The organism is Nissabacter sp. SGAir0207 (assembly GCF_005491205.1).
GTDB lineage: Bacteria > Pseudomonadota > Gammaproteobacteria > Enterobacterales > Enterobacteriaceae > Chimaeribacter.
Genome location: NZ_CP028035.1, coordinates 252,846 through 266,590, shown reverse-complemented (window position 1 = coordinate 266,590; position 13,745 = coordinate 252,846). Strand labels below are relative to the sequence as shown.

Annotated in this window: 13 protein-coding genes; 5 read left to right on the top strand and 8 right to left on the bottom strand. The window is 61.9% G+C overall.

Annotated features, from left to right (window positions below; translation table 11 throughout):
- Positions 1-9 precede the first annotated feature (9 nt).
- From aroB to C1N62_RS23105, 7 genes are all read right to left on the bottom strand, one after another.
- A complete protein-coding gene (gene aroB / locus C1N62_RS01120; protein WP_137761909.1) occupies positions 10-1,098 on the bottom strand; it encodes a 3-dehydroquinate synthase in 1,089 nt (362 codons plus the stop codon).
- A gap of 70 nt (positions 1,099-1,168) precedes the next feature.
- Complete coding sequence (gene aroK / locus C1N62_RS01115; RefSeq protein WP_072927460.1) at positions 1,169-1,690, bottom strand: shikimate kinase AroK; 522 nt, start codon at positions 1,688-1,690, stop codon at positions 1,169-1,171.
- 364 nt (positions 1,691-2,054) lie between these two features.
- A complete protein-coding gene (hofQ, locus tag C1N62_RS01110; protein ID WP_137764868.1) occupies positions 2,055-3,269 on the bottom strand; it encodes a DNA uptake porin HofQ in 1,215 nt (404 codons plus the stop codon).
- 104 nt (positions 3,270-3,373) lie between these two features.
- Positions 3,374-3,727, bottom strand: a complete 354-nt coding sequence (locus C1N62_RS01105) for a HofP DNA utilization family protein (RefSeq protein WP_137761908.1) — start codon at positions 3,725-3,727, stop codon at positions 3,374-3,376.
- Positions 3,728-4,135 carry a hypothetical protein gene (locus C1N62_RS01100; RefSeq protein ID WP_137761907.1) on the bottom strand — a complete coding sequence of 136 codons (408 nt, stop codon included), beginning with the start codon at positions 4,133-4,135 and terminating at the stop codon, positions 3,728-3,730.
- Entirely contained in the window at positions 4,122-4,775 is a 654-nt protein-coding gene (locus C1N62_RS01095; protein WP_240775797.1) for a PilN domain-containing protein, read from the bottom strand. Before C1N62_RS01095 ends, C1N62_RS01100 begins: the two co-directional genes overlap by 14 nt.
- Positions 4,775-5,590: a pilus assembly protein HofM gene (locus C1N62_RS23105; RefSeq protein WP_168195787.1), complete on the bottom strand. Its 816-nt coding sequence runs from the start codon at positions 5,588-5,590 to the stop codon at positions 4,775-4,777. Before C1N62_RS23105 ends, C1N62_RS01095 begins: the two co-directional genes overlap by 1 nt.
- 119 nt (positions 5,591-5,709) lie before the next feature.
- On the opposite strand from C1N62_RS23105, the gene mrcA reads away from it, so the two are divergent.
- On the top strand, positions 5,710-8,268 hold the full coding sequence (gene mrcA / locus C1N62_RS01085; protein ID WP_137761904.1) for a peptidoglycan glycosyltransferase/peptidoglycan DD-transpeptidase MrcA: 2,559 nt from the start codon (positions 5,710-5,712) through the stop codon (positions 8,266-8,268).
- Positions 8,269-8,325: 57 nt separating this feature from the next.
- Here the strand turns inward: mrcA and nudE are convergent, their stop codons facing one another.
- Positions 8,326-8,880, bottom strand: coding sequence for an ADP compounds hydrolase NudE (nudE, locus tag C1N62_RS01080; protein WP_137761903.1), 555 nt, complete (start codon positions 8,878-8,880; stop codon positions 8,326-8,328).
- 433 nt (positions 8,881-9,313) lie between these two features.
- Here nudE and C1N62_RS01075 point away from each other — a divergent pair, with 433 nt between their 5' ends.
- The 4 genes from C1N62_RS01075 to hslO all read left to right on the top strand — a co-directional run bounded on the left by C1N62_RS01075 (position 9,314) and on the right by hslO (position 13,619).
- Complete coding sequence (locus C1N62_RS01075) at positions 9,314-11,458, top strand: intracellular growth attenuator family protein (protein WP_137761902.1); 2,145 nt, start codon at positions 9,314-9,316, stop codon at positions 11,456-11,458.
- A gap of 130 nt (positions 11,459-11,588) precedes the next feature.
- A complete protein-coding gene (gene yrfG, locus C1N62_RS01070; protein ID WP_137761901.1) occupies positions 11,589-12,263 on the top strand; it encodes a GMP/IMP nucleotidase in 675 nt (224 codons plus the stop codon).
- A 21-nt stretch (positions 12,264-12,284) separates the two neighbouring features.
- Complete coding sequence (hslR, locus tag C1N62_RS01065; protein WP_137761900.1) at positions 12,285-12,692, top strand: ribosome-associated heat shock protein Hsp15; 408 nt, start codon at positions 12,285-12,287, stop codon at positions 12,690-12,692.
- A 24-nt stretch (positions 12,693-12,716) separates the two neighbouring features.
- Entirely contained in the window at positions 12,717-13,619 is a 903-nt protein-coding gene (gene hslO / locus C1N62_RS01060; RefSeq protein WP_137761899.1) for an Hsp33 family molecular chaperone HslO, read from the top strand.
- Positions 13,620-13,745 lie beyond the last annotated feature (126 nt).

The window sequence follows — 13,745 nt, the reverse complement described above, 5'->3', positions numbered from 1 at the left end:
TCATGGCGCTCAGGCCGGCAGGCAGTCGTTAATCGATGCCAGCACCACGTCATGCGCCACGCCGCCGCGCACTTCCGACTGGCCAATGGCCGTCGGCAGCACCAGACGCAACTCGCCGGCCAGCACTTTCTTGTCACGCATCATGTGCGGCAGATAGGCGTCGGCGTGCATCTCACGCGGGCCGGTGACCGGCAGGTTAGCGCGCAGCAGCAGCGCCCGCAGGCGGGCCACATCCGTCTCGCTGAACTGACCGAGGCGGCGTGCGGTGTGGGCGGCCATCATCATGCCCGCGGCCACGGCCTCGCCATGCAGCCAATTGCCATAACCCATTTCTGCTTCAATAGCATGGCCGTAAGTATGGCCCAAATTCAGCAACGCGCGCTGCCCGCTTTCACGTTCATCGGCGGCCACCACTTCGGCCTTCAGTTCGCAGCAACGGCGGATGCAGTAGGCCAGCGCTGTCATATCCAGCGCCATCAGCGCATCGATATTTTGCTCCAGCCACGCAAAGAAGTCGGCGTCGAGGATCACGCCATATTTAATCACCTCCGCCAGACCGGACGACAGCTCGCGCGGCGGCAGGGTGTGCAGGCAGTCCAGATCGACCACCACCGAAACCGGTTGGTAGAACGCGCCGATCATGTTTTTGCCGAGGGGATGGTTCACGGCGGTTTTGCCGCCGACCGAGGAGTCAACCTGCGCCAACAGCGTGGTCGGCACCTGGATAAAGCGCACACCGCGCTGGTAGCAGGCGGCGGCAAAACCGGTCAGGTCGCCAATCACGCCGCCACCGAGGGCAATCAGCGTGGTGTCGCGCCCGTGCGGCTTTTCAAGCAGCGCGGAGAAGACCTGCTCCATGACAGCCAGTGACTTGTACTGCTCGCCATCCGGCAGGATCACCTGGTCAACCCGTACGCCCGCCTGTTCCAGCACGCCGCGAACGCGATCCAAATAGATCGGCGCCAGCGTCTGGTTGGTCACCAGCATGGCCTGCTCACCGGCTTTCAGCGGGATAAAAGAAGCCGGATCGTTGAACAATCCGGCGGCAATCGTGATGGGATAACTGCGATCCCCTAACGTTACGGTAATCTTCTCCATGTCGCGCTCAGTGACCTTTTTGACCTGTACCTGCGGTTAACCTTTACCCTCGGACGGAAGAGGAAGCGAATTAATTGCTTTCCAGCATGTTGATGATCTGGTTGGCCACTACTTTGGCGCTCTGATCATCAGTGCGGATGGTAACGTCAGCAATCTCTTCATACAGCGGGTTGCGCTCTTTAGCCAGGGCTTCAAGCACTTCACGCGGGGGTGCATCCACTTGCAGCAGCGGGCGCTTTTTATCACGCTGGGTGCGGGCAAGCTGCTTTTCAATGGTGGTTTCGAGATAGACCACAACGCCGCGCGCGGACAAACGGTTACGGGTTTCACGTGATTTCACCGAACCCCCGCCTGTCGCCAGCACAATGCCCTGTTTTTCCGTTAACTCATTAATGATTTTTTCTTCGCGATCGCGGAAACCTTCTTCGCCTTCCACGTCGAATACCCAGCCTACATCGGCCCCGGTACGTCGCTCAATTTCTTGATCGGAGTCGAAAAACTCCATATTGAGTTGCTGAGCTAACTGACGGCCAATAGTGCTTTTGCCGGCACCCATAGGCCCAACCAGAAAGATATTGCGTTTCTCTGCCATGTTTTTCGGTATTACTAAGACATTCGTTAATGTTAACCCGCCCCGCCAATCAAATCAGCGGCGGGACCTAAACTGAAACCTCATGAGCGATAGTGCGAGATCAGACGAAAAATTATCTCAACACTCTTGGTAGTTTGGCAACCGAATAAATCGCTACTGTGCCGCAGGAGGGAAACCGTACGTTTTTATCGGCATTTCGCGTTGGGTAAGAATCTCGGTGCGCAATTCGGTAACCCTTGTATGCTAAATCGATGGCAGCGTCAAACGCAGATCTCTTTACCGACACAAAAAGTTGCACAACCTGCGGGTGATTGCCCCCGAAATGCGCAACAGGCCGCATCCCCCTCCCCGACCCCTCCAACATTCAGGTGGAACCCATCAGCGTGGGGGTGACAAAAATCACCAGCTGATGGCGGCGCTGCTTTTTGTGGTCGTGGGCAAAGAGCGCGCCCACCCACGGGATATCGCCCAGCCCCGGCACGCTATCCCTCGTCTTTTCATGATGTTGCTGAAAAATACCCCCCAGCACCACGGTCTCGCCGTTCGCTACGGTCACCTGGGTCTTGATCTCCTGCTTGTCTATCGCCAGCGCCTCCCCCTCCGCCTGCTTGAGGGTACGGCCCGGCATATTCTGGGTCAGGATCAGGTTGAGCGTGATCTTGCCGCTGCGCTGGATCTTGGGTGTTACCTCCATGCCCAGCACCGCCTCCTTGAACTCAATGGAGGTGGAACCACTCGCCCCACTGGAGACCTGATAGGGGATCTCAGTGCCCTGCTTGATGCTGGCGGTCTGCTGGTGGGCGGTGAGCAAACGCGGGCTGGCGATGATCTCCACCTGATTCTCCTGTTGCAGGGCGCTCAACTCCAGGTCAAGCAGCCGCCCGTCGATGCGCGCCAGAGTGAAACCGGCGGCAGCCGTGCCCTCTGCCACCGGTAGGCCAACCGAAAAGTTGTTCAGGCGGAAGTGGGTGGCCGCCCCTTCGGCAGCCCCCAACCCCCAGGTGACGCCCAGCTCGCGTAGGCTCTCATCGCTGATGGTGACAATATGCGCGGTCAGTTGCACCTGCTGCAACGGGTGGTCGAGCGCCTTGATCCAGTCGGATAACGCCGCCAGCCGTGCCTCGCTGTCATGGATCAGCAGCGAATTGGTGCGCGCGTCCGTCACGATGCTGCCGCGCGGCGACAGCAGGGTGGCGCGCTGGGCATTCAGGCTGGCGGCCACCTCCGATGCCTCGGCGTTCTCCAGCATCACGTTGAGTGCGCCAAGCGGCGCGCTCTCCTCCTGGCGTTGCTGCGCCTCGCGCTGCTGTTGCTGACTCTCCGCCAGCTCACTCTGTGGGAAGATCATCAGCACGTTGCCGTCACGCGTCTGGCTGAGCTTGCCCATCTTGAGCACCAGCGCCAGCGCCTTCTCCCAAGGCACCCCTTTCAGGCGCAGTGACAGCGCCCCGGTGACGCCGGGTGCCAGCACCAGATTGAGCTGCTGGTGATCCGCCAGCGCCTGCAACACCACGCTGATAGGCGCGTCATGGAACGTCAGATCCAGCGGTGCCGAAGATGCACCCGCCTCTACCGACATACTTGCCAGCAGCAGGCCACACAGCGCGCTGCACCCTGCCCTTCGCCAGCCAGCCAGTTGGCGCGCCAGACATGGCCGCCCTGCCGCATTCGCTCTTCGTTGCATCAGATCTCCTTATCATTATTAGCCTTAACAGGAACCAGCCACAGCAGCACCGGCGGGCGGCCCTTGCACGCCTCGCCCTCCGCCGCCAGCCGGATATGGTCTTCAGTGACCGCCTCGGTGCGCCAACCCTGCCCGAGCGGCTGGCCCGGCGTGGCCCGTAGCCAACGGCCGTTGGCGTCTCGCAGCCAGCCATCGCGGCGTGCCGGATCACCCAGGATGCCGCCAGGGTGCCAGTGCGCGCTGTCGGCGCAGGCTGGCTCCGCCGGTGGTGCAAAGGGGTCGCGCCCGGCCAGCGCCGGGGTGCAGATCAGCGCCAGCGCACCCAGCCCGGCCGCCCATGTTTGCCATGCCATTCATGCCTCCTTAATGGCGATCAGCAGTCGCGCCTCCAGCCCGCTGGCCGTCGCTTCCAGCGTCAGCGCCCCGACCTCGGCTGGCGGCCACGCCGCCAGCGCCTCAAGCATCTGTTTCAGGCCGTCATAGCGGGCACGTAGCGCCAGATTCCAGCGCCCGGCCATGCCGTCAGGCTCCCAGTGCAGCAGCGTGCTGCCTGACTGCCGCAATGGCCCGGCCAGCCATGCCGCCGGATCGCTGGCGGGCTGCGCCGGTTCCGCGATGGCTGCCAGCAGCAGGGTGGCGCTGTTCAACAGCGTTTCCGCTGGCAATGCCGCCAGCCCAGCCTGCTGGCGAGCCATCGCCTGTTGGCTCTCAGCCAGCGCCTGCCGCGCCGCCTGTTGCTGCCGCCACTCAGGCCACAGCACGGCCCGGCCCGCGATGCTCGTTAATAGCATTACTAGCAGGAAGAGGATGAGCGCCTGCCGCCGGGGCGACAGGGCGTGCCACGCCATCAGGGTGGGAAGAGAAAGGGACATTTTCCGGCCTCCAGGTGGCCTGTAGATCAAAGTGGAGCAGCCCATCCGGCTGCTGATGCACCGCCAATACGCGAACCTCATGGACTTCATGGCTCTGGCGCAGGGCCGCAACAAACTGCATCACCGGTTCATAGTGTCGGCTGCGCCCCTGCCAGCGAAGGGCATCGCCCTGCTCCTGCCAGACAACCAGCCAGACGTCCGGCGGCAGCATTGTCTCCAGCTCCTGTAGCAATCGCACATAGCGACGCCCAGCCTGCCGCTGCAACGCGGCCCGACGAGCACTCTCCGCCTGTTGCCGGAATGCCGTGACCAGCGCCTGCCGTGCCGTGTAATGGGCGGTGAGCTGGCGCAGTTGGCTGGCGGCGGCCTCTTGCCGCTCAAGGGCGTGCCGCGTCTGCTGGTGCAGCGCCTGCCACGCGACCAACATGGCGATCAGGCACGCCAGCGCCGCTGCCATGCCCGCTGCGGCCATCCGGCGCAGGGCCACCTGCCGCTGCCGTTGCCGCCACGGCAACAGGTTCACCTGCATCAAGGGCGATCCTCCGGGCGCACTGCCAACCCGACGGCGAGCACAAAGGCCGCCGCGGGCGTGCCGGTAGGCAGTGTGGCCTCCGGCAACGTCGCCAAGGGTGACCACGCCTGCACACCCGGCGGCGCCTCGCCGAGCACGCTGGAGAGGGCCACCGGTGCGCCATGCAGTGCCGCGGGCAGCAGCGTTTCCAATCGGGTATCCGTTGCCGCAACGCCAAACTGGCAGGGCTGGCTGCACGGTGCGACCCATAGCCAGCCATGCCAAAACCGGTGAACCAATACGTGCCCGGCGGACAGACCCGCCAGCCGGGCGCTGGCCTGTAGCGCACAGGGCGCGATCTCCAGCACCTCCACCGCCAGACCGGACGCGGCCATCACCTCCAGCCAGGCCGCTACGTCAACCTGTGGCGCGGCGGTCACCACCACCTGCTGCGGCTGGGAGGAGGGGCTGCGGTAGTCCAGCGCCAGTGCCTCGCGTGCCAGTGGGAACTGTTTCGCCGCTTGATTAAGCAGAAAGGTTTCACGATATGGCGCCCGCAACTGGGCATCTGGCGCAGGCAGGATGCGTTGCAGCACCCGTTCTGCTGGCAGTGCCAGACGCAGCGAATAGCGCCGCGGCAACGCCTGCCGCCAGCGGCGCAAACTCGCCACCAGTGGTGCCGTGGCCGGTAGCCCGCCGGGTGCGTCCTCCCCCGGCAATGCCTGCTGCCAACACCCCTTTACTTGCCAGCCACGGCGGCGCGGCACCACGGCCAGCGCGTACCAGCCATGCGGCTGGATATCCAATCCGATTTGCCATCTCTCCCCGGCCATTGCGATCCCTCTCCTTAATCCCCTTTAACAAAAGAACGTATCCATCATCTGGGGTTGCCTTTATACTACGCCGCGATTGTTTATAAACTGCCCAAACGACATTAAGTGGGAAATCTAAGGTGAAGTTCGTAAAGTATTTTTTAATCCTTGCAATGTGTTGCATTGTGCTGGGAGCCGCCTCGATCTACGGCTTGTACAAGTACATTGAGCCGCAGTTGCCGGATGTGGCGACCCTGAAAGATGTGCGCCTCCAGACCCCGATGCAGGTCTACAGCGCGGAGGGTGATCTGATCGCCCAGTATGGTGAGAAGCGCCGTATCCCGCTGACCCTTAGCCAGATCCCGCCGGAGATGGTGCATGCCTTTATTGCCACGGAAGACAGCCGTTTCTATGAGCACCACGGCGTCGATCCGGTTGGCATCATTCGTGCCGCCTCGGTGGCGCTGGTCTCCGGCCATGCGTCGCAGGGGGCGAGTACCATTACCCAGCAGCTGGCGCGTAACTTCTTCCTGAGTCCAGAACGCACCCTGATGCGTAAGATTAAGGAAGCGTTCCTGGCGATCCGCATTGAGCAACTGCTGACCAAGGATGAGATCCTGGAGCTGTACCTCAACAAGATCTACCTCGGTTACCGTGCCTATGGCGTGGGGGCGGCGGCGCACGTCTATTTCGGCAAAGAGGTCAGCCAACTGACGCTCGGTGAGATGGCGGTGATCGCTGGCCTGCCGAAAGCGCCCTCCACCTTCAACCCGCTCTACTCCCATGACCGGGCGTTGGCGCGCCGCAACGTGGTGCTGGCGCGGATGCTGGATGAGAACTACATCACCCAGCAACAGTACCAGCAGGCGCGCGGCGAGACGCTGGAGGCGGATTACCATGCGCCAACCATTGCTTTCTCCGCCCCCTACCTGACGGAGATGGTGCGTCAGGAGATGGTGCATCGCTATGGCGAGAACGCCTACAACGATGGCTACAAGGTCTACACCACCATTACCAAGAAGAACCAGCTGGCGGCGCAGGAGGCGGTGCGTAACAACGTGCTGGCCTATGACATGCGCCACGGCTACCGCGGCCCGGCCAATGTGCTGTGGCGCACCGGCGAGCCAGCCTGGGAGCAGAAGCGCATCCTCGATTCGCTGAAGAGCCTGCCGGTATACGGCCCGCTGTTCCCGGCGGTGGTGACGGCGGCGCAGGCGGATCAGGCCACGGCGCTGATGGCGAACGGCGACAGCATCACGCTGCCGATGGCCGGCATCCGCTGGGCGCGCGCCTTCAAGTCCGACAATGTGCAGGGGCCGACGCCGAAACGCGCGACCGATGTGCTGCAAGCTGGCCAGCAGATCTGGGTACGCAAGGTGGATGAGGCGTGGTGGCTGGCACAGGTGCCGGACGTCAACTCCGCGCTGGTCTCCCTCAACCCGGCGGACGGCGCGGTCAAGGCGCTGGTGGGCGGCTTTGACTTCAATCAGAGCAAGTTCAACCGTGCCACGCAGGCGCTGCGCCAGGTCGGCTCGAACATCAAGCCGTTCCTCTATACCGCGGCGATGGACAAGGGCCTGACCCTGGCGACCATCCTCAATGACCTGCCAATCTCACGCTGGGATGCGGGCGCTGGCACCGATTGGCGGCCGAAGAACTCCCCGCCGGTCTATGACGGCCCGATCCGCCTGCGTCAGGGGTTGGGGCAGTCGAAGAACGTGGTGATGGTGCGTGCGATGCGCGCGATGGGCGTGGACTACGCGGCCGAGTACCTGCAACGCTTTGGCTTCCCGGCGCAGAACATCGTGCACTCGGAGTCGCTGGCGCTCGGTTCCGCCTCCTTCACCCCGCTGCAACTGGTGCGCGGCTACGCGGTGATCGCCAACGGCGGTTTCCTGGTCGACCCTTACTTCATCAGCAAGATCGAGGACATGGGCGGCAACACCGTGTTTGAGGTCAAGCCGAAAGTGGCCTGCCCGACCTGCAACCTGCCGGTGATCTACGGCGATACGCAGCGCTCGGCGGTGCTGTCGGATGACAACGTGGAGAACGTGGCGGTGTCGCAGTCGCCGAACGCGAACGCCACCGTGCCGATGCCGCAGCTGGAGCAGGTTAGCCCCGGCCAGAGCGCGCCAGATGCGGGCCAGCAGTCCGCCCCGCATGTGATCAGCACGCCGCTGGCATTCCTGATCCATGACGCGCTGAACAGCAACATCTTCGGCGAGCCGGGCTGGATGGGCACCGGTTGGCGGGCAGGCCGCGATTTGCAGCGCCATGACATCGGCGGCAAAACCGGCACCACCAACAGCTCGAAAGATGCGTGGTTCTCCGGCTATGGCCCAGAGACCGTCACCTCGGTGTGGATTGGTTTCGATGACCATCGCCGCGATCTGGGCCGCAGCTCCGCCTCTGGCGCGATCCCGGACCAGATTGCCGGGGCCGAAGGCGGCGCGAAGAGCGCCCAGCCGGCGTGGGATGAGTATATGAAGACGGCACTGGAAGGGATGCCTGAGCAGCCGCTTGCGCCGCCGCCGGGCATTGTCAGCGTCACCATCGACAAACGCACCGGCAAGCTGGCGGATGGCGGTGCGGGCAGCCGCCCGGAGTACTTCATCGACGGCACCCAGCCAACGGAACATGCCGTGCATGATGTCGGCACCACGCTGACGGACAACGGCCAGACGCACGAACTGTTCTGACAGGGCGTGCAGGCAATAAAAAAGCCGGTCATTGACCGGCTTTTTTTATGGCGTCGTTCAGAGCGCCTGTTGGAAAAACTGCTGCGCCAGGAACAGTGCGCTGACGTTGCGCGCCTCGCGGAAGTCCGGCTGTTGCAGCAGCTCCATCATGCGCGCCACCGGCCAGCGCACCTGCACCAACGGCTCCGGCTCATCCCCCTCCAGCTTTTTGGGGAACAGATCCCGCGCGACCACGATGTTCATCTTGCTGGAGAAGTAGGAGGGCGCCATCGTCAGCTTGCTCAGCACATCAAAGCGGTGCGCGCCGTAGCCAATCTCCTCCATCAGCTCGCGGTTGGCCGCTTCCAGCACCCCCTCGCCCGGATCAATCAGCCCTTTGGGGAATCCCAGTTCATAATCCTCAATGCCCACCGCATATTCGCGGATCAGCAACAGGTCATCGCCGATCACCGGCACAATCATCACGGCCTCACGCTCGGAGGGACGCATCCGCTCATAGACCCGCTGCTGGCCATTGCTGAATGCCAGATCCACCGACTCCACATTGAAGAGCCGTGAACGCGCCACGGTTTCGACTTTCAGGATTTTTGGTTTTTGCAGAGGTTTTTCCATGTCATCCCCAAGAATAGAAGCCTGCGTCAGGCATTGGCCATCGCCATCCCCTGTTTGGTTTACTTTATTATTAACAGAGGCCAGCGGAATGCCACAGGCTTTTTTCCGTGCGGGATGCCCTTTTTTTCATGACATTTATCAGGTAAAAAGGGGAGACTTTGTTGGTTTGCAAGATCTTTTTCTGCAAAGTGGTTACGCTTACGGCAGTGAACGGGCAAAATAGGATTATACCGATACTGGCCCCTGGACTGGGTTGTTATCATCCAGTCAGGTCTATATTTGCCATATCACCCATGCGCCCTGTAGCTCTTGGTTATGCCTTTGCGCGATTCTCTCTGGTGGTACGTTAAGCGGCTCGCATGTCACGACATACACTTAATTTACTGTTTCTAAAAGCGTTGGCAACGGTCAGCGCCGCCCTGATGGTGAATGGATGAGCACAATAGTCCTAATATTGGCTGTACTGTTTGCCATGCTGATCATAATCGGGGGTTTTTTGAGAAGCATCTCTCGTCGCCAGACCCCCTTCGCAGCCTCTTTACCCTTCATGAAGCCTAATCAACGCAAACTGACACCCGATGAACGCCAGGCCGTGGAGCGCTATCTGAGCCAGAGCGATCGCCTGAGCCTGACCTCGCTCTCCGCCAGCAACAATATCTTCTCCCTGCGTGACAAGCTGACCCTGACGCCAAAGAGCGACATCGTCTACTCGCTGACCAAAGCCATCACCCGCTATGGCGTGGCAAGCGACGAGCCGAACAAGTGGCGCTACTACCTCGATACGGAGGAGGTGCACCTGCCGCCGTTCTGGGAGCCGTACATCACGCAGGATAACCAGGTGGAGATCATCAAGACCCAGACCATTCCGCTGGTGATCTCCCTCAATGGCCATACGCTGGTCAACCATACCTATGACCGCCGCCCAGCCACCACGCCGATGGTGACCGCCCCGGCGCAGAATGCCTCGATCCGTAAGGAGGAGAGCGAGCATATCGAGCTGCTCACCATCCGCCGCGAGACGCTGGAGGAACATGCGCTCTACCAGTCCAACGGTGTCCGTGAGGCGCTGGCGCTCTCCGGCGCGATGGTGCTGCTGTTTTTCAGCCTGACCAGCCCGATGGTGTTCCTGCCGTGGCTGATCCTGCTGGCGCTGGTGCTCAGTGGCTGGGCTGGCTGGCGGCTGTTGCGCCGCATCCCGGAGCGGGAGTTGCAGGAGATCCACTGCCTACGCGGCACGCCCAAGCGCTGGGGGCTGTTTGGTGAATCCCATCAGGGCAACCTCAACAACATCTCCCTTGGCATCATCGACCTGATCTATCCGGCGCACTGGCAGCCCTATGTGTCACGCGACCTCAATCAGGTGACGGATGTGGACATCTACCTCAACCGCCAGGTGGTGCGTCAGGGGCGTTACCTGTCGCTGCATGAGGAGATCAAGAACTTCCCGCTGCAACACTGGGCCAGAAGTCTGGTGCTGATGTGCGGCTCGCTGCTGGTGCTGCTGATGCTGACCAGCTACATCTCCCTGAGCCTGCCGCTGAAGCTGAGCCTCGCCTGGATCCAAGGCGCGAGCAGCACCCAGGTCAACAGCGTCCATGCGCTGGAAGAGACGCCGCTGCGCATCGGCGACACCCTACGCATTCAGGGCAGTGGCATGTGCTACATCCCGCCGAAGGCCTCGACCAACACGCGGCCGGCCTTCATGCCGTTTGATTGCGCTGGCATCTACTGGAACAACGCCACCCCGCTGCCGCTGCCGGAGTCAGAGACCATCGAGAAGGCATCGGCGCTGCTGGCAACGGTCAATGACCAGCTGCACCCGAGCGGCGCGCCTGACCCGAATATCAACCCGCAGCTGGCGACGGCGATTGAGAAGTCAGGCATGATCCTGCTGGATGATTTCGCCGATATCGTGCTGAAAACGCAGGATTTGTGCAGCAACGATGAGGATTGCGTGCGGCTGAAGAACGCGCTGGTTAACCTTGGCAACGCCCAAAACTGGGGCGCGCTGGTGAAGCGCGCCCTGTCGGGCAGCATGAAGGGGATCAATGTGCTGTTGCGTCCGGTCAGCGCCGAGTCGCTGGAGAATCTGGTGAACAGCGCCGCCTCCTCCTTCTACTTCCAGGAGACGCAGCGCGCCGCGCAGGCGCTCAACAGCCCGCCGCCGGGCGGCTTCCTGATCACCAGCGACGAGGGGCGCCAGCTGGTCAGCTACGCCCAGCCAGCGCTGGCGCTGTATGACCTCAGCCCGCAGGATCAGTGGCGCGAGCTGCAACGCCTCTCCGGGCAGCTGCTGCACACGCCGTTCCGCGCCGAGGGGATCATCACCAACCTCACCATTGACGCCAACGGCACCCGGCATATTTCGCTGCACAGCGAGCCAGACATGATCACGCTGTGGCGCTACATGGGCACCAGCCTGCTGCTGCTGGTGGTGGCGGTCAGCTTTGTCACCAACGCCGTGCTGCTGGCCAAGCGGCTGCGTCGCCACCAGCGCCGCCTCAGTGACATCCAGCACTACTACGACAACTGCTTCAACCCCACGCTCGACACCATGCCGCTGCGCCCGTTTGGCTGATTGAGTGAAGACGCCGGGCAGAGATGCCCGCGTCTGTGCTAGGCTAACGTTTTACCGGCGCGTATGCCGGGGCGCCCTGCCCCCTCCAGCCTCTGCCGCCCGCCTTGATTCACCCACACAGGACAACCCTATGCCGCCGGAGTTTGACTGGACCTGCATCGATACCGTTTTGCTGGACATGGATGGCACGCTGCTTGATCTGGAGTTCGACAGCTACTTCTGGTTGCAGCATGTGCCGCAGGCGCTGAGCGAGCGGCGTGGCATCCCGCTGGAGCAGGCGCACGCCTACATTGAGGCGCAATATTTGGCAGTGCAGCACACGCTGAACTGGTACTGCTTCGACTACTGGAGCACCACCCTCGATCTGGATATCGCGGCCATGACCCACGCCGTCGGCCACCGCGCCAGCGTACGTGAGGACACCCTGCCCTTCCTGCAGGCGCTGCGCGAGCAGGGGAAACAGACGATTTTGCTGACCAACGCCCACCCGGTGAGTCTGGCGGTCAAAATGGCGCACACCGGATTGGATGCGCACCTTGATTTATTGATCTCCACCCATACATTTGGGTATCCCAAGGAGGATCAGCGCCTGTGGCAGGCGGTGCAGCAGCATACCGGCTTTGACCCGGCGCGCACGCTCTTTGTCGATGACAACGAGCCGATTCTGGATGCCGCCAGCACCTACGGCATCCGCTACTGTCTGGGGGTGGAAAACCCAGACTCCAGCATGGCGATGAAGCGCTTTCTGCGCCATCCCTCAATGCATGACTACCGCACGTTGTTACCGGCCTTTGCCTGTCGGTGACAGACCGTTCAGGAGGTTGCGATGAAGGACACCCAGCAGGATGGCGATGCCGTCCGTTTGGATAAATGGCTGTGGGCCGCACGCTTCTATAAAACCCGTGCTCTGGCCCGTGAAATGATTGAAGGCGGCAAAGTCCACTACAACGGACAGCGCACCAAGCCGAGCAAACAGGTTGAGGTAGACGCGGAGATCAAGCTGCGTCAGGGAAATGACGAGCGTACCGTGATTGTGCTGGCGGTGACCGCCCAGCGACGGGGCGCGCCAGAGGCCCAACTGCTCTACCAAGAGACCGAGGCCAGCATTGAAAACCGGGAAAAAGTGGCGTTGGCGCGCAAGACCCACTCGCTGACCATGCCGCATCCGGATCGGCGTCCGGATAAGAAAGAGCGCCGCACCCTGATTAAATTTAAATTTGGCGAAGGCGAGTGACCTTCGCCGCACAGAGAGACGACTATGGCTAATCAAGATTCCAAGGCGACGCACGACCAACTGCATCGCTACCTGTTCCAGAACTACGCGGTGCGCGGTGAGCTGGTCACGCTGAGCGAGACCTACCGTCAGGTGCTGGAAAACCACGACTATCCGGCACCGGTCAATACCCTGCTCGGCGAGCTGCTGGTGGCCACCAGCCTGCTGACCGCCACCCTGAAGTTTGACGGTGACATCACCGTGCAGATCCAGGGCGACGGCCCGCTGAAAATGGCCGTGGTCAACGGCAACAACCGCCAGGAGCTGCGCGGTGTGGCACGGGTGCAGGAGGGCGCGGAGATTGCGCCGGAGAGCGGCCTGAAGCAGATGATTGGCAACGGCGTGATGGTGATTACCATCACGCCAGCCGAGGGCGAGCGCTATCAGGGCGTGGTGGGTCTGGAGGGTGATACCCTGGCCGAATGTCTGGAGGGCTACTTCATGCAGTCCGAGCAGCTGCCGACCCGCCTGTTCATCCGCACCGGTGAAAGCGACGGCCTGCCGGCGGCGGGCGGAATGCTGCTGCAGGTACTGCCCGCGCAGAACGCCACCAATGATGATTTCGATCACCTGACCCAGCTGACCGCCACCATCAAGGGCGAGGAGCTGTTTGAGCTGCCGGCCCACGACGTGCTCTACCGCCTCTACCATCAGGAGGAGGTCACGGTGTATGAGCCGCAAGATATCATGTTCCGCTGCACCTGCTCGCGCGCCCGCTGCGCCGACGCGCTGCGTTCGCTGCCCGATGAGGAGCTGACGCAGATCCTGGAAGAGGAAGGCCAGATCGACATGCACTGCGACTACTGCGGCAACCACTATGTCTTCGACAAAGTGGACGTCGCTGGCCTGCGCACGTCAGGCAGCGAGCCGGGCCCGCACGTCCATTGATCCCACAGGGCAGCCAGCCGGCTGCCCTTTTTTTATGCGTTCGCTTTGGGATATTGCGCACGTTGCATTTTATGACGTGTGCCATCTCCCATAATTGTTAAAAATAAGCGTTAACTATTATTTTTT

Coding starts and splice junctions, on each gene's coding strand:
- aroB (WP_137761909.1), bottom strand. CDS start 1,098: ATGGAGAAGATTACCGTAACGTTAGGGGATCGCAGTTATCCCATCACG.
- aroK (WP_072927460.1), bottom strand. CDS start 1,690: ATGGCAGAGAAACGCAATATCTTTCTGGTTGGGCCTATGGGTGCCGGC.
- hofQ (WP_137764868.1), bottom strand. CDS start 3,269: ATGTCGGTAGAGGCGGGTGCATCTTCGGCACCGCTGGATCTGACGTTC.
- C1N62_RS01105 (WP_137761908.1), bottom strand. CDS start 3,727: ATGGCATGGCAAACATGGGCGGCCGGGCTGGGTGCGCTGGCGCTGATC.
- C1N62_RS01095 (WP_240775797.1), bottom strand. CDS start 4,775: ATGCAGGTGAACCTGTTGCCGTGGCGGCAACGGCAGCGGCAGGTGGCC.
- C1N62_RS23105 (WP_168195787.1), bottom strand. CDS start 5,590: ATGGCCGGGGAGAGATGGCAAATCGGATTGGATATCCAGCCGCATGGC.
- nudE (WP_137761903.1), bottom strand. CDS start 8,880: ATGGAAAAACCTCTGCAAAAACCAAAAATCCTGAAAGTCGAAACCGTG.
- C1N62_RS01075 (WP_137761902.1), top strand. CDS start 9,314: ATGAGCACAATAGTCCTAATATTGGCTGTACTGTTTGCCATGCTGATC.
- yrfG (WP_137761901.1), top strand. CDS start 11,589: ATGCCGCCGGAGTTTGACTGGACCTGCATCGATACCGTTTTGCTGGAC.
- hslR (WP_137761900.1), top strand. CDS start 12,285: ATGAAGGACACCCAGCAGGATGGCGATGCCGTCCGTTTGGATAAATGG.
- hslO (WP_137761899.1), top strand. CDS start 12,717: ATGGCTAATCAAGATTCCAAGGCGACGCACGACCAACTGCATCGCTAC.